The organism is Streptosporangium saharense (assembly GCF_014203715.1).
GTDB lineage: Bacteria > Actinomycetota > Actinomycetes > Streptosporangiales > Streptosporangiaceae > Streptosporangium > Streptosporangium saharense.
In genome coordinates this window covers 260188-274511 of sequence record NZ_JACHJP010000009.1, presented here as the reverse complement: position 1 = coordinate 274511, position 14324 = coordinate 260188, and the positions used below count along the sequence as shown (strand labels likewise).

18 protein-coding genes are annotated in these 14324 nt (G+C 70.1%); 6 read left to right on the top strand and 12 right to left on the bottom strand.

Annotation, left to right across the window (positions count from 1 at the left end; genetic code table 11):
• Positions 1 to 28: 28 nt before the first annotated feature.
• The gene (locus FHS44_RS32065; protein WP_184721549.1) at positions 29 to 1141 is read left to right on the top strand and encodes a DUF5925 domain-containing protein; all 1113 of its coding nucleotides are present in this window, start codon (positions 29 to 31) and stop codon (positions 1139 to 1141) included.
• Positions 1142 to 1186: 45 nt separating this feature from the next.
• On the opposite strand, the gene FHS44_RS32060 is transcribed toward FHS44_RS32065, so the two are convergent.
• Positions 1187 to 2512 carry an SWIM zinc finger family protein gene (locus tag FHS44_RS32060; protein WP_184721547.1) on the bottom strand — a complete coding sequence of 442 codons (1326 nt, stop codon included), beginning with the start codon at positions 2510 to 2512 and terminating at the stop codon, positions 1187 to 1189.
• 75 nt (positions 2513 to 2587) lie between these two features.
• Between FHS44_RS32060 and FHS44_RS32055 the strand changes: the two genes are divergently transcribed.
• The gene (locus FHS44_RS32055) at positions 2588 to 3052 is read left to right on the top strand and encodes a hypothetical protein (RefSeq protein WP_184721545.1); all 465 of its coding nucleotides are present in this window, start codon (positions 2588 to 2590) and stop codon (positions 3050 to 3052) included.
• Between the two features lie 136 nt (positions 3053 to 3188).
• On the opposite strand, the gene FHS44_RS32050 is transcribed toward FHS44_RS32055, so the two are convergent.
• Positions 3189 to 3536, bottom strand: coding sequence for an ABC transporter permease (locus FHS44_RS32050; RefSeq protein ID WP_184721543.1), 348 nt, complete (start codon positions 3534 to 3536; stop codon positions 3189 to 3191).
• A 352-nt stretch (positions 3537 to 3888) separates the two neighbouring features.
• On the opposite strand from FHS44_RS32050, the gene FHS44_RS32045 reads away from it, so the two are divergent.
• Positions 3889 to 4098 (top strand): hypothetical protein, encoded by a 210-nt coding sequence (locus FHS44_RS32045; protein WP_184721541.1) that lies wholly within the window; start codon positions 3889 to 3891, stop codon positions 4096 to 4098.
• Positions 4099 to 4704: 606 nt separating this feature from the next.
• Here FHS44_RS32045 and FHS44_RS32040 read toward each other — a convergent pair.
• The 4 genes from FHS44_RS32040 to FHS44_RS32025 all read right to left on the bottom strand — a co-directional run bounded on the left by FHS44_RS32040 (position 4705) and on the right by FHS44_RS32025 (position 7499).
• Positions 4705 to 5445 (bottom strand): ABC transporter permease, encoded by a 741-nt coding sequence (locus FHS44_RS32040; RefSeq protein WP_184721539.1) that lies wholly within the window; start codon positions 5443 to 5445, stop codon positions 4705 to 4707.
• 170 nt (positions 5446 to 5615) lie between these two features.
• Positions 5616 to 6500, bottom strand: a complete 885-nt coding sequence (locus FHS44_RS32035) for an ABC transporter ATP-binding protein (RefSeq protein WP_184721536.1) — start codon at positions 6498 to 6500, stop codon at positions 5616 to 5618.
• 70 nt (positions 6501 to 6570) lie between these two features.
• Positions 6571 to 6873 (bottom strand): winged helix-turn-helix domain-containing protein, encoded by a 303-nt coding sequence (locus FHS44_RS32030; RefSeq protein WP_184721534.1) that lies wholly within the window; start codon positions 6871 to 6873, stop codon positions 6571 to 6573.
• Complete coding sequence (locus tag FHS44_RS32025) at positions 6870 to 7499, bottom strand: transporter (RefSeq protein ID WP_184721532.1); 630 nt, start codon at positions 7497 to 7499, stop codon at positions 6870 to 6872. The genes FHS44_RS32030 and FHS44_RS32025 overlap by 4 nt, the downstream gene beginning before the upstream one ends.
• 124 nt (positions 7500 to 7623) lie before the next feature.
• On the opposite strand from FHS44_RS32025, the gene FHS44_RS32020 reads away from it, so the two are divergent.
• Entirely contained in the window at positions 7624 to 8271 is a 648-nt protein-coding gene (locus FHS44_RS32020; protein ID WP_184721530.1) for a DUF6461 domain-containing protein, read from the top strand.
• A 38-nt stretch (positions 8272 to 8309) separates the two neighbouring features.
• Here FHS44_RS32020 and FHS44_RS32015 read toward each other — a convergent pair whose 3' ends face one another.
• Complete coding sequence (locus FHS44_RS32015) at positions 8310 to 8675, bottom strand: winged helix-turn-helix transcriptional regulator (RefSeq protein ID WP_184721528.1); 366 nt, start codon at positions 8673 to 8675, stop codon at positions 8310 to 8312.
• A gap of 67 nt (positions 8676 to 8742) precedes the next feature.
• Here FHS44_RS32015 and FHS44_RS32010 point away from each other — a divergent pair, with 67 nt between their 5' ends.
• Positions 8743 to 9387, top strand: coding sequence for an NADPH-dependent F420 reductase (locus FHS44_RS32010; protein WP_184721525.1), 645 nt, complete (start codon positions 8743 to 8745; stop codon positions 9385 to 9387).
• A gap of 19 nt (positions 9388 to 9406) precedes the next feature.
• Here FHS44_RS32010 and FHS44_RS32005 read toward each other — a convergent pair whose 3' ends face one another.
• Both FHS44_RS32005 and FHS44_RS32000 read right to left on the bottom strand, forming a co-directional pair.
• The gene (locus FHS44_RS32005; protein WP_184721523.1) at positions 9407 to 10000 is read right to left on the bottom strand and encodes a TetR/AcrR family transcriptional regulator; all 594 of its coding nucleotides are present in this window, start codon (positions 9998 to 10000) and stop codon (positions 9407 to 9409) included.
• A gap of 1 nt (position 10001) precedes the next feature.
• Positions 10002 to 10388 carry a hypothetical protein gene (locus tag FHS44_RS32000; RefSeq protein ID WP_184721521.1) on the bottom strand — a complete coding sequence of 129 codons (387 nt, stop codon included), beginning with the start codon at positions 10386 to 10388 and terminating at the stop codon, positions 10002 to 10004.
• Positions 10389 to 10493: 105 nt separating this feature from the next.
• On the opposite strand from FHS44_RS32000, the gene FHS44_RS31995 reads away from it, so the two are divergent.
• Complete coding sequence (locus tag FHS44_RS31995; protein WP_184721519.1) at positions 10494 to 11774, top strand: M20/M25/M40 family metallo-hydrolase; 1281 nt, start codon at positions 10494 to 10496, stop codon at positions 11772 to 11774.
• 1 nt (position 11775) lies between these two features.
• On the opposite strand, the gene FHS44_RS31990 is transcribed toward FHS44_RS31995, so the two are convergent.
• From FHS44_RS31990 to FHS44_RS31980, 3 genes are all read right to left on the bottom strand, one after another.
• Complete coding sequence (locus tag FHS44_RS31990) at positions 11776 to 12216, bottom strand: ATP-binding protein (protein WP_184721517.1); 441 nt, start codon at positions 12214 to 12216, stop codon at positions 11776 to 11778.
• Between the two features lie 140 nt (positions 12217 to 12356).
• Positions 12357 to 13172 carry a DUF1206 domain-containing protein gene (locus FHS44_RS31985; RefSeq protein ID WP_184721515.1) on the bottom strand — a complete coding sequence of 272 codons (816 nt, stop codon included), beginning with the start codon at positions 13170 to 13172 and terminating at the stop codon, positions 12357 to 12359.
• Between the two features lie 37 nt (positions 13173 to 13209).
• Positions 13210 to 14139, bottom strand: a complete 930-nt coding sequence (locus FHS44_RS31980) for a Ppx/GppA family phosphatase (RefSeq protein WP_184721513.1) — start codon at positions 14137 to 14139, stop codon at positions 13210 to 13212.
• Between the last annotated feature and the right edge of the window lie 185 nt (positions 14140 to 14324).

Here is a 14324-nt window from a genome sequence, read left to right as displayed (position 1 = left end):
GGTAGCCGCAAAGAGGATCATTGCCGACATGTCCGTTCTTAAGGAGGTCAGCATCACTCCGGAGCCGCGCCCGGCGGAACTACCGATGAACATCTGGATCGACGACGCCGACTCGGCGGTGGACGTGATCGACGCCATGGCGCTGTCGCCGTTCGCGACGGGCACGCAGCCGTGGTCACGCACCACCGAGCTGGAACGGGTCCGCGCCGACGCGCCGCTCGCCCCGGCCACGGGGACGCTGGTGCGGGTCGCGAAGGAGGACGACGGACGGGAGTCCCGGCTGATCCGCGGGGAGGGCTGGACGCTGCGGATCGTCCGCTACCGCAACCGCTCCGCGCTGGTCAGCGTCACCGCGGTGGACGAGGAGCTGGCCCGCTCGGTGATCGAGGAGGCGGTCAAGGACGCGCGTGAGCCCGTGCCGGAGACCGACCACGTCGAGATGGGGTTCTGGTGGCAGGGCCAGCACGGCGCCCGCCGCTCGGGCAAGCCCATCACCGCGGTCCCGTGGGCCGGGATCGGCGGCAACTACGCCCGCTCCCTGCGTGGCCCGCTCGACCGCCTGATGGCCCTGACCCCCGCCGACGTGCGTGGCCGCCTGGTCCTGCTGCACGGACCGCCCGGCACCGGGAAGACCACGCTGCTGCGCACGCTCGCCCGCGAGTGGCGCTCCTGGTGCCAGGTCGACTGCGTGCTCGACCCGGAACGGCTGTTCAACTCCCCCGGCTACCTGATGGAGGTCGCGGTCGGCTCCGACTCCGAGGACGAGGGCGGCAAGAAGTGGCGGCTCCTGGTGCTTGAGGACTGTGACGAGCTGATCAGGGCCGGGGCCAAGGAGGTGACGGGCCAGGGTCTCTCCCGGCTGCTCAACCTGACCGACGGTCTGCTCGGCCACGGCCGTGACGTGCTGGTCGCGATCACGACCAACGAGAGCCTGTCCCGCCTGCACCCCGCGGTGGTCCGCCCTGGCCGCTGCCTCACCCAGCTTGAGGTCGGTCCCCTCCCGCACGACGAGGCGGTCGCGTGGCTGGGCACCGCGGAGGGCGTCCCGGCGTCGGGCGCGACCCTCGCCGAGCTGTTCGCCCTGCGTGAGGGGGTCGGCGAGCCCCACGCCGAGCCGGAGAGCATCGGCCTGTATCTCTGAGCGCCGTGTATGGCGTCCGGGGGGCCGTGCGGTCTCCCGGGCGGCTCACCCGGACGTCTCACCCGCGACGATCCTGGCGGCGAGCACGTGCTTGCAGGGGCCGCGTGAGCCACGATGGTCGTACCACCACGGGCAGGTGCACGAGCCGTCCCCGAGCCCGACGAGGCGGACGCCGCCCGAGGTGGTGACCTCGGCCGTCCCGTCGCCCGCCAGCCGTACGGCCCCGCCCTCGGCGAGCGCCCGCGCGGAGACGAGCCGGGGGTTGAGCACTGCCACGTGGTCGCGGTCGTAGGGCAGCTCGCGGTGGAAGTGGGCGGCCTCCGCGAGGTCGTAGCCGACCCTGCCCGCCGTACCGAGCTGGGTGAGGGCGGCGCGAACCCGCTCCGGCGGGAGGCCGGAGCGCGCGGCGAGCACGCCGAGTTCGAGGGTCGGCTCGAAGTTCAGCAGCACGCCGACGAGGTCGGCGTCGTCGGCGACCTCGTCGGTGGACAGGTCGGCCAGCACGGCACCCTCCCCGGAGAAGCCGCGCCAGGGCTGCGGGGACAGGGCGAGCGTGTAGCGCATCCCGGGCAGGTCGAGCTCCCACGCGCAGGCCCCCGAGCCGTCCGAGGGACCGTAGGCGCGCAGGGCCTTGGCGAACCTGAGCAGCGGCGTCATCGTCGCCAGCCGCCCGACCCCGGACAGGTGGACCGCCCCCGGCGTCTCACGGTCGCAGACCCGCAGGTCACGGCCTGCGGGGACGGCCCAGACCTCGGCCGCCGCCCGCTTCGGCAGACCACGCAGGAACCGTACGGCCTGCGGACCGGTCAGCTCGGCACGCAGGTCGAACCCGGCCGCGATGACCTGGACCTCGGCGAAACCGCGCAGCCACCGGGCGGGCAGCGGGACCTTCTTCTCGACGACCGCGCCGTCGAGCGTGGTCACGACGACCTCGTCAGGCCCGACGCCCAGGTGCAGCGGGTCGCGCCCGCCGACCCTGGCCAGCGCCTCACGCAGCGGGTTGTTGACGTCCACGTTGGTCGTGCCCCGGTCGAGCACCTCGCCGTCGAGGGCGGGACCCAGCACGTCGAGACGGGAGTAGACGCCGCCGCACGCGGAGAACGACTCGAACCTGAGCCGGTCGCCGCCGCAGGTCACCACGGGGTCGCGGGTGAAGCCCGGCCTCGGCCTGTGGTAGCGGGCCATCGCCACGTCGGCGACGGCGAGCAGCCCGGCCGCGGCGGGCGCCGCCTGGGTGAGCACCCCGCTGAAGAACCGGGGGTGGTCCAGGAAGCCGGTCGCCGTCCGGCCTCCCGAGGTGGACAGTCCCAGGTGGCCCTCGGCCAGGGTGGAGGGTCCGGCGTAGGAGTACGCCTGCAACGTGCTCGTCATGCCGCGGACACTAGAGATCGCCACCGACAAACCGTGATGTCGCTCCACGGGGAGCACGCCGTTATTGTCCGGTGGATGGGTATTCTCGGCAAACGTTCTCCCGGCCGTGACCGGCCGCCGAAGCGGCACAGTCCGCTGAAGGCGCTGCTGCTGACGGCGGGGACGGGATTCGTCCTGGTCGCCGGGATCGGCATGATCGGCGACCGGATCAGCAGGGCGCACAACGCCGTCGTGGCGAGCACCCCGGCCCCGGCCACCGCCGCACCCGCCTCCCCGTCCACCGGCGCGTCCGCCGGTGTCTCCCCCGGCGCGTCCCGGATCAGGGCGCTGACGGACGCCCTGCGGAGAATCGACCCCGCGCTCGGCCGCAAGGAGTCGGTTGGCCGGGCGCTGGCCTCGTGCCGGGACCTCGCGGAGGGGACCGACCGCGCCGAGGCGGGGCGACGGGTACGTGCCCGCTTCGGCGGCACGGTCGTGACCGGTCCCAAGAAGGCCGAGCGGATCCTCTCGGCGATCGAGAAGACGCTCTGCACGCCCTGACATACCCGCATATTTCGTGATGTGGCTCTCGCCGTGTGCGAGGTGCATCGCCACGGCGAGCGGTAGCCGTACCCGACAGGTCCCGGTGTCGCTGACGCGGGACCCGCAGGTGGCCTGGGGAGCGGACAGGCCGGGGTCAGATCCCGCGCCGCATCGCGCGGACGCCGAGCGCCAGCCCCACCGCCGCCACCACTCCCGCCGCGAGCACGCCGTACGGCACGGCGGGGTCGGTGAACCTTCCCGCGAACAGCGACCGCTCGGCCTCGACGACGTAGAACAGCGGGTTCAACGCCGCGGCGCCCCGCAGCCACCCCGGCCCCGTCTCGACCGGCAGCAGCAGTCCCGACAGGAGCACCAGCGGGAACATCACCAGTTGGGTGACGCCGAAGAACAGCTCCCCTCCCGGACGGGAGGCGATGGCCAGGACGAACGACAGCCCGCCGAGCCCGGCCCCGAGCACGGTCAGCAGCACCAGCCTGGCCACATCACCAAGCCGAACATACGACGACCCATGTCTTCATCGTTGTCACAACATCGCTGGTCACACAGTCCAATCCTATGAATACAACCTATTCGCCGTGATCCGGTAAGCTGGGACCAGTTATGCGGAGGGGATTTCTCCAAGTCCCGCTCGGCGTAGTGAACGAGCCAGCGAACAAAGAACTCAGCAACGGAGAAAGTCCGACAGGCCACCAAAGCTGCCGGACAACAAGGAACCTAACCCGAACCATAAAGCGCAGGCGTGGCTCATCTGTGCACAGGTCCCCCGTTTGGGACCACGGTCCGGGCTGGTTTTTGCCTCCTTGGCCCTTGATCCCCCGAAGCTGAAAGTTAACATGGATAAGAATTCATCCCCTGCCAACAACCGCGGCTTGCTGGCACTCCTTGCCGTGACCATCGGCCTTGTGGTTGGCCTGTTCTCCTTCATTCTCGCCAGAGAGACCGGAATAACGCTCTTCGTCGCCTTCGGGACCGCAGGAGGAGCTTTCATCGCCACTAGCACCTTGACTCTCGGCATCATGGCGGCGATGAAATTGTTCGAGTGACTCTCCCTCTTCAAAGGCCCCGGCAAGAGATTCCGATTTCGGGATGAAGACAGAACGCGAAGGCCATGCAGGGATCAGGTGGCGACGATGCCGCCTGTTCATTCCAACTGCCCATGCTGCCTTTCGAACGGCATACCCCTGTTAAGGGAAGGCTCAGGAAGAGAAGGAATCTCAGGCAGCCCAAGGTTATCGTCAATTCGTTACTGATTCGACGTCGAGGTCGATGCCCCGTACGGCCTCGACGTCGCCTCCCTTGCTTCTGAATCTCCGGGTCAGTTTTCGGGCATGGATCATCGTCTCCTCCTGATGGGTGGACTCCGGGCATGGCGAAGAACCCCTGGTCGGGGGCCTGGCCGGTGGACGCCTCATCCTTGACCACGTGATCCGGGTTTGGCAAACGTGAAACGTGCGTTCATGTTTCGCTGACCTGCGGAAACGTCCCTCCCCCGGACATGGGAACGGCCCGGACCACATGGGTCCGGGCCGTTCCGCCCCCGCTGACATGGCGTTCCGTGAAGCCGAAGGATTTTTCTCCGGTGTCGCGGCGCCGTGTCGTCCCCGCCTGCCCCTGTGAGGCGGGTGAGGGGTTTCCCTCGCCTGGATGTCTCAGGAGAAGCGGCGTCCCTCGTCGCGGCGGTAGGCCCACACGGCCAGGCCGCCGAAGACCACGACCCACAGCGTCAGCATCGCCAGGGAGAGGAGGGCGGGTGAGAAGTCCGTGGTGGCCGCCCAGACCAGCTCGACCGCGCCCCTGGTCGGCAGGTAGGGGGCGATGGCCTTGATGAACCCCGGGGCGGTGCTGGGAGGACCGGTGAGCAGACCGCCGCCAACGGCCATCGGGAAGAACACCACCTGGGCCACGACGATGGCGGCCTTCGACGGCAGGGCGTAGCCGATGAACAACCCCATCAGCGTGAAGGGAAGCGACCCCAGCAGCAGCGCGGCCAGACCGAGCAGCAACTGGAGAGGGGTCACCGTCGCCTTGGTGAGGAAGGCCGCGATGAGCAGGACGGGGATGATCGCGATCGTCATGATGCCCATGACGGTGAGGATGCGCCCGGTGAAGCGGGGCAGCGGCCCGGCGGGCAGGGTGCGCAGGTAGGGGTCCCACGGCTGCGCCCGGTCCTCGGCGACGCCGATGCCGTAGGTGAACAGGCAGGCGGACATGACCGCGAAGACCAGCATCGCGCCGGTCGCGTAGGTCGCGGCGACCGCGTCGTCCCCGGTGAAGGGCACGACGAAGAACAGCATGGCCAGGGCGGGGAAGACAGAGCTTCCGATCACCGAGATGGGCACCCGGATGGTTTCGAGGAACTGGTAGCGGGCGTGGGTGAGGACGAGGGACATCACGGGCTCCTGTCGGGGTCCGGTTGGAGGGAGCGGCCTCAGGCCGGTTGGGGTTCGCCGCCGGTTGGGATTCGCGCCGGTTGAGGCTCTCGGCCGGTGAGACTTCAGGCGGGTTGGGGCTCGCGGCCGGTTGAGGCCTCAGACGGGTTGGGTTCGCGGCCGGTACGGCCTCAGGCCGGTTGGGGTTCGCGGCCGGTGATGACGAGGAAGGCCTCCTCAAGCGAGGTCGGCCTGACCTCAAGGCCGGAGAAGGGGACGCCGGTCAGCACCAGCTCGCGGACCAGGGCGTCGGCGTCGGCGGTGAGCAGGTGCGTACGGTCGCCCTCGCGTTCGACGCCGATGACGCCGGGCAGGTCGGGCGTCTCGGGGACGGTCACGGTGACGCGGTGGACGCCCACCAGGCCGCGTACGGCCTCCATGGTGTCGTCGGTGAGCACCCGCCCTTCGCCGATCACCACGACCCGCTTGGCGAGGGCCTCGATCTCCTCCAGGTAGTGGCTGGTCAGGACCACGGTCCCGCCCGCGGCGTGGAAGTCCCTGACCGCGTCCCAGAGGGCGTGGCGGGCCTCGACGTCGAGGCCGGTGGTCGGCTCGTCGAGGAAGACCAGGCGGGGGTTGCCCGCGAAGGCCAGCGCGACCGCGAGGCGCCGCTTCTGCCCGCCGGACAGGCCGCCGATCTGGCGCTTCACCAGGTCGGCGAGGCCGAAGCGGTCGAGCAGTTCTCCCCTGTCCACGGCGCCGGGGAAGTGCGCTCTCACGAAGTCGACGCACTCGCCGACCCGCAGCGCGGGCGGCAGGCCGGTCTCCTGCGGGGTGACGCCGATGCCACGGCGCCTGGCTGGGTCGAGCGGGGAGCCACCGAGCAGTTCGACGGTGCCCGAGGTCGGCCGCCTGAGCCCGGCGAACAAGTTGACCAGCGTGGACTTGCCCGCGCCGTTCGGGCCGAGCAGTCCGACCAGCTCCCCCGCGTGGATGTCCAGGCTGACCCGGTCGAGCGCCGTGACGGAACCGTAGGTTCGGGTGACCTCGACGGTACGGGCCAGGATCTCTGTCATGAAATTTCCCCTTTTATCCGGGCGTTAGCCGGGTCTTGTCCAGGCACCGGCCCGGGTCCTCCCCGGGCGGTCAGCCCAGGTCGAGCAGTTCGCGGATGGTGGCGGTGTAGTCCTCGAAGGCGCGGCGCCCCTGCCGGGTCAGGGCGACGTAGGTCGTCGGGGTGCGGCCCCTGTGGGTCTTGACGATCTCCACGTAACCGGCCTCCTCCAGCTTCCCGAGGTGCACGGACAGGTTCCCCGCCGTCATCCCGAGCAGCTCCCGCAGCCCAGGGAAGGTGATCTGGTTCGCCTCGCCCAGCGTGTTGAGTGTGGCGACCACCCTGAGCCTGGCCTGGGCGTGGATGACCGGGTCGAGCTCGCGAGGTCCCGTCATGCCCCGCCCCGCCGCCGCATCCACTGCACCACGCCGACTGCGGTGAACACACCGCCCGCGCCGACGGAGATGAGCAGGGCGTGGACGGTCGGTCCGGCGATGGCCCCGGCCACGTTGAGCGCCGCGAGCCAGGCGCCGAGGAAGAACATCGTCCGCACCCGCCACAGCGCGCCCCCGGCGGCGTAGAGGGCGGACACGATCGCCATGGACGTCACCGACCACAGCAGCCCGGTCTCCTCGGAGGGCAGCAGGGGCGAGAGCCTGACGCAGATCGCGACCACGCAGGCGAAGCCAAACATCCAGGACAGGCCGTACATCATGCCCCGGTCGGCCGCCTCCCCCCGCACCTGACTGCTGACCGTCCGCTGCGCGAAGAAGGTGGTCGCCATGGAGAGGACCATCAGGGCGAACAGCACCGCCAGCGCCGTACTCCGGGAGAGCAGGTCGTAGGCGTAGTTCAGGTACAGGGCACCGAACCCGGCGAGCCAGGTGATCCCCCACGGCGTGTGGGTCAGCAGCGGGTCACCCCCGAGCCGCCTGACCGTCGTGGCCTGCTGCTCCTCGATCAGCCGAAGCATCTCCTCCGGGCTCAGCGGCCGATCGTCGTCATCGTCGAGCCGATTCATCCTGCCCCTCAAACTAGTTTGAACCACAAACCTGAGGTTTGTACTGTAAACCACATTGCACGACAAACTCAACCGGCGACCCCGAGGATGCGTGAGTGTCGGTGGGCCCTGCGAGCATGCCGGGATGATCACGACTTCCGATGACCACTCGTGGTTCTCCCGCGAGCGCTTCCCCGAGCTGGCCGACTCCTACTGCTTCACCTACGTCCGCGGCCTGACGCCCGAAGAACTGGTGACCCGGCTCGGCGTCCGGGTCGAAGACTGCTCCCGCGTGACGCTCGACGAGCTGACCCGGTATTCCCGATTCAACTTCCACAGGCAGCAGTCCTTCGGCGCCGTCGCCGTCGGCGACTGGGTGCTCATGGTCGAGGTCAACGGCCTGCTCGGCATCACCGAGGAGGTCATCCTGCCGCTGTCCGCGGGCACCCGCCTCGTCTCCCACTTCTACCTGGAGGTCAAGGCCATCGACTACTTCCACTGGATCGACGACGGGAAGATCCGGTTCGAGTTCCTGAACCAGGAGGGCTACTCCCACTGGATCCAGGACGGGAAGGTCCGGCTTGAGTTCCCGCCCCAGGAGAACTACTCAGAGGAGACGCCGGACGAACTCGCGGAGACCATGCGGCGGATCGACTCATCCCCTCAGGCGGCCGTCGAGCCCCACGAAGGACCGGCGTTCCTCCTTGCCGAGTGCCTCACCGGGATCACGATGACACCGCGACTGCTGGAGGAGTCCACCTACCTGTGCGGCGGCATCCCCAGATCGAGGTGAACGGAACCCACGGCTGTGCGGCCCGCCGTACCAGACCGTCAGGACCGGTCGCGGGACTCCATGAGTTCCTGGGCCCGCATGACCTCGTCGCCGTGTTCGGCGGCCCACAGGCCGAAGGCCTCGATCGACGGCAGCAGGCTTCGGCCGAGGTCGGTGAGGCCGTAGTCGACGTGGGGTGGCGCGCCGGGGTGGGAGCGGCGTTCGACGAGGCCGTTGAACTCCAGTCTGCGCAGGGTCTCGGTGAGCACCTTGGGGCTGATCCCGCCGATGTGTTCGCGCAGCCTGCCGGGCCGTACCGGACCCTCGCGCAGTGCCCAGACGACCACGGCGTTCCAGGTGTTGGACAGCAGGTCGAAGGCGAGCCTGGCGCGGCAGTCGGCGAGGAATCCCTGGTCGGCGGACATATACCAAATGGTGCCTGATCAGCGGCCTAACGTCATACCCGGTTCTGAAAGAGGAAGGGTGAGCGTGATGAGGATCGGAATCGTGGGCGCGGGCAGCATGGCCGAGGCCCTCGGCGGCGGGTGGGTGCGCGCCGGGCACGACGTGCTGGTCGGCGGGCGGGACGCGGGCCGTACGGCGGCGCTCGCGGGCGAGATCGGCGCCCGCGCGGGAGACCTCCGGCAGGCGGCCGAGCACGGGGTGGACGCGCTGCTGCTGGCGGTGCCGTACGGCGTGGCCGCCGAGATCGTCTCCGGTCTCGCCGACGTCCTTGGGGGCCGCACGCTGATCGACTGCACCAACCCGGTCGCCCCCGGCTTCCTCCTGGAGACCGGGAACGGCCCCTCGGCCGCCGAGCGCGTGGCCGCGGCGGCGCCCGGCGCGCACGTCGTCAAGGCGTTCAACCTCTGCCACCAGAGCGTGTGGCACCTGGACCCACCCGTCTTCGACGGCCGTCCGCTGGCGGTCCCGATCTGCGGTGACGACCCGCGCGCGCTGGGGACCGTACGGCACCTGGTGCGCGACCTGGGCTGCGAGCCGTTCAACGGCGGGGGGCTCGACCGGGCGGGTCTGCTTGAGGCGACCGCCGCCTTCCTGATCGGCCTCTGGGTCGGCGAGGGGGTGGACGCCCAGGCGATCGCGCCCCCGGTGGAGTACTCCGGTCCCCGCGCCTGAGCCCGCCGTGGGACGCGGCTCACGAGGGGTCGGCGCGGGTGGCTCTGTCGAAGAGGTGGACGAGTTCGTCCGCGCAGTGGTCCGGGTCGTGGCCGTTGGCGACGCGGTCGGCCGTCACGTCGATGGCCGACCGCAGGGCCGTGCTCATCAGCTCGGCGTCGAACCGCCTGAACGCCCCCGTGCGCTGCCCGTCCGCGAACAGCGCCGTCAGTCTGCCGATCGCGGCGTCGTTCTCCTGCCCGCCGACGGGCACGTGGTTGTACGCGATCTGCTGTATCGCGCGCACGTGCTCGGGGTGGGCGGCGACGAAGGCGAGGTTGGCCCTGATGTAGGCCTCAAGCCGCGCGCGGGCGCCGGTGGCGGCGTCGAGCCTCGGGCGCATGAAGGCGGCCGCGTCGGTGGTGACCTGGCGGACGACGGCCTCGAAGAGCTGTTCCTTGGTGGAGAAGTGGTAGGAGATCAGTCTCTTGCTGCTCAGCCCGGCGTGCTCGCAGATGGCCTCGAACGTGGTCTCCGCGTAGCCGCGCTCGGCGAGCACGGCGATGGTGGCGGAGGCGATCTGAGCCTTGCGTGCCTCGGTGGCCGCCGCCCTGCGGGTCCTGGCGATCTGCATATCACCCGAGCTTGCCACGCTTCGGGAACGCCTCGCGCACGGCGCGGCGGTTGACCGCGATCGCGACGGCGGCGACGAGGACGCCGACCACGCCCTGCTCCACCTTCATCCAGCCGGGGTAGCCGCTGTCCGGCGCGAGGATGATGAGCACGATTCCGACGGGCGCGGCGATCGTGACGAAGCGGATGCGCACGTAGGCGGAGCGCCTGCCGCGCGCGGCCTGCCCGGCGAGGGCGACGAGCCAGACGGAGGCGGCCGCGACGGCGGCGCCGCGCAGCCACACCACCCAGTTGCCGCCGACGACGGCCGCCACCCCGAGCGTCGCGACCGAGATGACGAGTACGGCGACGAAGAGCGTCCTGACGAGGTTCCACACATTGTTATCCATGCGGATAAATTTATACATCTGGATAACAAAGCGCAAAGCCCGCCTACCGGATGTCACCGTGGGTATGCACCCGATGATCAGTCGTTTTCCCGGGGGGCGCGTTCCATGGCTGGCGAGGTCTCGTCTATCTGCTCTGACCTGATCAGGTTCGACACCACAAATCCCGGCTCCGGCGAACGGCCGGCGGCCGAGTACGTCGCGGGGCTGCTGGCCGAGGCCGGGGTCGAGCCGGTGGTCTTCGAGTCGGCCAGGCACCGCACCAGCGTGGTCGCCAGGATTCCCGGCGACTCGCCGGAGGCCCTGCTGATCCACGGCCACCTGGACGTGGTCCCCGCCGAGCCCGCCGACTGGCGGATCCACCCCTTCTCCGGGGAGATCACCGGGGGCTGCGTCTGGGGCAGGGGCGCGGTCGACATGAAGGGCACGCTGTCCATGACGCTCGCCCTGGTCCGCGACTGGGCCAGGCGCGGGGTGCGGCCCACGCGCGACGTGGTGCTGGCCTTCCTCGCCGACGAGGAGGCGACCGGCGAGTACGGCGCACGGCACGCGGTGCGGCGGCACAGGGAGCTGTTCGACGGCTGCACCGAGGCGATCAGCGAGTCGGGCGGCTACAGCGTCGAGGTGCAGGGGCGGCGCGTCTACCCGATCGCGGTCGGCGAACGCGGCACCGCGTGGATGAAGGTGACCGCCCACGGCGTGGCGGGCCACGGCTCCCGGCCCGCGGCGGACAACGCGGTCGCCGAACTGTGCCACGCCCTGTCCAGGCTCGCCGCCCACCGCTGGCCGGTACGGCTGACGCCCGGCGTCGCCGCCCTAGTCACGAGCCTTGAGGAGATCCTGGGCGAGCGCATCGACCGTGACCACCTTGAGCGGGAGGCCGAACGGCTCGGCAGGGCGGGCACGCTGTTCGCGGCGCAGATCCGCAACTCGGCCAACCCGACGATGCTCCAGGCCGGTTACAAGGTCAACGTGATCCCGGGAACCGCGACCGCCCACGTGGACGGCCGGTTCCTGCCCGGATACCGCGAGGAGTTCCTGGAGACGATCGACCGGCTGCTCGGGCCGAGGATCACCCGTGAGTTCGTCAACCTGGAGGAGGCGCCCTCCGCGCCGCTGGACACGCCCTTCTTCGCGCGGCTCGGCGCGGCGGTCGTCGCCGAGGACGAGGAGGCGCGGCCCGTGCCGTACGTGATGTCGGGGGGCACCGACGCCAAGTCCTTCGCCGGGATCGGCATCAGGGGGTACGGCTTCGCGCCGCTGCGGCTCTCCTCCGACCTGGACTACTTCGGCATGTTCCACGGGGTGGACGAACGGGTGCCGGTCGAGGGGCTGGAGTTCGGCGTCCGGGTGCTTGACCGGCTGCTGACCTCCCCCGCGCCCGCCTGACCTACCGTACGGCTGCCAGCCGCTCCCCCGGCACCCCGGCCGGTTCGAGGACGAGTTCGAACCAGACCAGGTTCGTCCCCGCCTCCCTGGTGAAGCCCCAACTGTGGGACAGCGCTTCGAGCAGCGGCAGGCCGCGGCCTCCGGTGGCGTCGGTGGGGGTGTGGCACAGGCAGGGCACGGCGGCCGAGCCGTCGTCGTGGACGGAGACCCGCACCCCGCCCGGCCAGTGGGTGACGGTGACGGTGAACATGCCGCCGTCACCCGACCTTGAGTGGACGACCGCGTTGGTGGCTATCTCACTGGTGAGCAGCACGCAGTCGTCGTGGAGGGGATGGTCCCTGCCGAGAGCCGCCGATATCAGTTTTCTGGCCCTCCCCACCTGGTCAGGGGATCCCTCCAGGTGGAGAATCCGTTCACCGCCGTCGTTCTCCGACGAGTCCATAGGCCCTCCCGATGCCATCCGCGTCCTTGGAAGGACGCGGGACTCGCACAGGAAGATGTCTTTGAAAAGGACGAATAAGGTGACTTACCGGATAGGTAGGTGAGGCTTGCCACGGCGGCACAGGGTCGCGTCGCCGTACGTCACAGGCGGTGCCAGCGGGCCTGAAGAAAACAGTAGGCCGCGAAAAGCACCAGGCCAAGGGCCACGACGCCGAGCAGCCACGGTCCCACGGGAGTGTCCGCGAGCGCGCGCAGCGTCGAGTCGACGCCCCTCGCCTTGTCCGGGTCGTAGGTGATGGCGGCCTGGACGACGAAGACCCCGGCGGCCACCGCGATCACGCCGCGGGCGAGGTATCCGGCCATGCCGAGCCGCTCGGCCAGCTTGCGCGCCTTCGGCGGCATCTCGCCGGTGCGCAGGTCCTCAAGGAACTTCTTCTTCCATCCGCTGTGGATCCAGTAGCCCCCGAGCGCGATCACGCCGAGACCGACCAGGCCGACCAGGATCTGCCCGCCCGGCAGGTCCATCGCCATCGCGGTCAGGTCCTTGGAGCTGTCGTCGGTCGAGCTGCCCGGGTCGCCGCGCAGCAGCAGGCCGAGCAGCGTCACCACCACCAGTCCGTAGACGACAGCCCGCGCGCCCGCCTCGACCCGGTCCTTGACCTCCCCACCGCGTTCGAGGATCGCCTCGGAGATCTGCCAGAGGGTCAGCGCGACGAAGCCCACGACCATCAGCCACAGCAGCACGATGCCGAACGGCTGCTCGGCGACCGTCTCGACCGCGCCGGTCTTGTCGGCCTCCTTGCCCCCGCTCCCGCCGCCGAAGGCGATCTGCAGGGCCAGGAAGCCGATGAGGCCGTACAGGACGCCTCGGCAGGCGAGCCCGAGACGGGTCAGTCTCTCCAGCGTCCGACTGTTCGCCGCCCTGCGGGCGGTCCCTTCCACCTGAGCGCTGTTCATGAGAACGCGCTCTTTCCCGGCAAAGAGCTGGTAAACCTCACCTTTCGGGCATCATGTCGAGTCTGCGCAGGATGACGCCCTCACGCAGTGCCCAGGGACACACCTCAAGCTCGCCGACCCCGAGCAGGTCCATCGCGGCGTCGGCGACGATCGCCCCGGCGGGAAGCTGCGGCGCCCGTCCCTCGGAGACGCCCGGCAGCCCCGCCCTGGCCCGTGGGTCCATCTCGGCCAGCCTGCCGGTCCACCCGACCAGGTCGGTGTGCCTGAGCACGCGGCGGACGTTGCCCTCGCTCGACGGGGCCGCCCCGGTTATCCTCGCCAGCTGCCTGAACGTCTTGGAGGTCGCGACCGCGTGGTCGGCCCGGCCGTACCTGGCGACGTCGCCTACCTTGCGGGCGATCTCCGTGCGCACGTGCCTGCGCAGCGCCCTGATCTCCTCGGCGGAGGGCGGGTCCGCGCTGAAGCGGTCGCGGGTGAGCCTGCCCGCGCCGAGCGGCAGCGAGACCGCGACGTCCGGCTGCTCGTCGATGCCGGAGGCGATCTCCAGGGAGCCGCCACCGATGTCCAGCACCAGCAGCCGCCCCGACGACCAGCCGAACCACCTGCGCACGGCCAGGAAGGTCAGCCGCGCCTCGTCCTGCCCGGACAGGACCTGGATGTCCACCTCGGTGCGCGTGTTGAGGTCGGCGAGCACCTCCTCGCCGTTGACCGCCTCCCTGACCGCCGAGGTCGCGAACGCCATGAGGTCCTCGACGCCCTTGTCCTCCGCCACGCGTAGCGCCTCCTCGACGTGCCCGCGCAGGCGCGCCGCGCCCTCCTTGGAGAGCCGCTCCCCGGCCTCCATGTGCTCGGCGAGCCGCAGCTCGACCTTGTGGGAGTAGGCGGGGAGCGGCCGGGCGCCCCGGTGCGCGTCCATCACCAGAAGATGAACCGTGTTGGAACCGATGTCGAGAACGCCCAGTCGCATGCGTCGAAGTTACTACCCCTCCATAACCGGAAGATCCGCCCCATCCCGGTTCCCGGGAACGCTCTCCTGAACAACCGGTGAACGACAGGAACGCCCCAGCAAAGGACAAGCCGTCCCCGCAGGCCGGGTGGACGGGACTACTCTCCACCGCGCCGCCCGAGGAGCGGCCACGACCGAGGAGGGGA

Excerpts from the sequence above, each read along its gene's own strand:
- FHS44_RS32065 (WP_184721549.1), top strand. The coding sequence starts at position 29 with ATGTCCGTTCTTAAGGAGGTCAGCATCACTCCGGAGCCGCGCCCGGCG.
- FHS44_RS32060 (WP_184721547.1), bottom strand. The coding sequence starts at position 2,512 with ATGACGAGCACGTTGCAGGCGTACTCCTACGCCGGACCCTCCACCCTG.
- FHS44_RS32055 (WP_184721545.1), top strand. The coding sequence starts at position 2,588 with ATGGGTATTCTCGGCAAACGTTCTCCCGGCCGTGACCGGCCGCCGAAG.
- FHS44_RS32045 (WP_184721541.1), top strand. The coding sequence starts at position 3,889 with ATGGATAAGAATTCATCCCCTGCCAACAACCGCGGCTTGCTGGCACTC.
- FHS44_RS32040 (WP_184721539.1), bottom strand. The coding sequence starts at position 5,445 with ATGTCCCTCGTCCTCACCCACGCCCGCTACCAGTTCCTCGAAACCATC.
- FHS44_RS32035 (WP_184721536.1), bottom strand. The coding sequence starts at position 6,500 with ATGACAGAGATCCTGGCCCGTACCGTCGAGGTCACCCGAACCTACGGT.
- FHS44_RS32030 (WP_184721534.1), bottom strand. The coding sequence starts at position 6,873 with ATGACGGGACCTCGCGAGCTCGACCCGGTCATCCACGCCCAGGCCAGG.
- FHS44_RS32025 (WP_184721532.1), bottom strand. The coding sequence starts at position 7,499 with ATGAATCGGCTCGACGATGACGACGATCGGCCGCTGAGCCCGGAGGAG.
- FHS44_RS32020 (WP_184721530.1), top strand. The coding sequence starts at position 7,624 with ATGATCACGACTTCCGATGACCACTCGTGGTTCTCCCGCGAGCGCTTC.
- FHS44_RS32015 (WP_184721528.1), bottom strand. The coding sequence starts at position 8,675 with ATGTCCGCCGACCAGGGATTCCTCGCCGACTGCCGCGCCAGGCTCGCC.
- FHS44_RS32010 (WP_184721525.1), top strand. The coding sequence starts at position 8,743 with ATGAGGATCGGAATCGTGGGCGCGGGCAGCATGGCCGAGGCCCTCGGC.
- FHS44_RS32005 (WP_184721523.1), bottom strand. The coding sequence starts at position 10,000 with ATGCAGATCGCCAGGACCCGCAGGGCGGCGGCCACCGAGGCACGCAAG.
- FHS44_RS32000 (WP_184721521.1), bottom strand. The coding sequence starts at position 10,388 with ATGGATAACAATGTGTGGAACCTCGTCAGGACGCTCTTCGTCGCCGTA.
- FHS44_RS31995 (WP_184721519.1), top strand. The coding sequence starts at position 10,494 with ATGGCTGGCGAGGTCTCGTCTATCTGCTCTGACCTGATCAGGTTCGAC.
- FHS44_RS31990 (WP_184721517.1), bottom strand. The coding sequence starts at position 12,216 with ATGGACTCGTCGGAGAACGACGGCGGTGAACGGATTCTCCACCTGGAG.
- FHS44_RS31985 (WP_184721515.1), bottom strand. The coding sequence starts at position 13,172 with ATGAACAGCGCTCAGGTGGAAGGGACCGCCCGCAGGGCGGCGAACAGT.
- FHS44_RS31980 (WP_184721513.1), bottom strand. The coding sequence starts at position 14,139 with ATGCGACTGGGCGTTCTCGACATCGGTTCCAACACGGTTCATCTTCTG.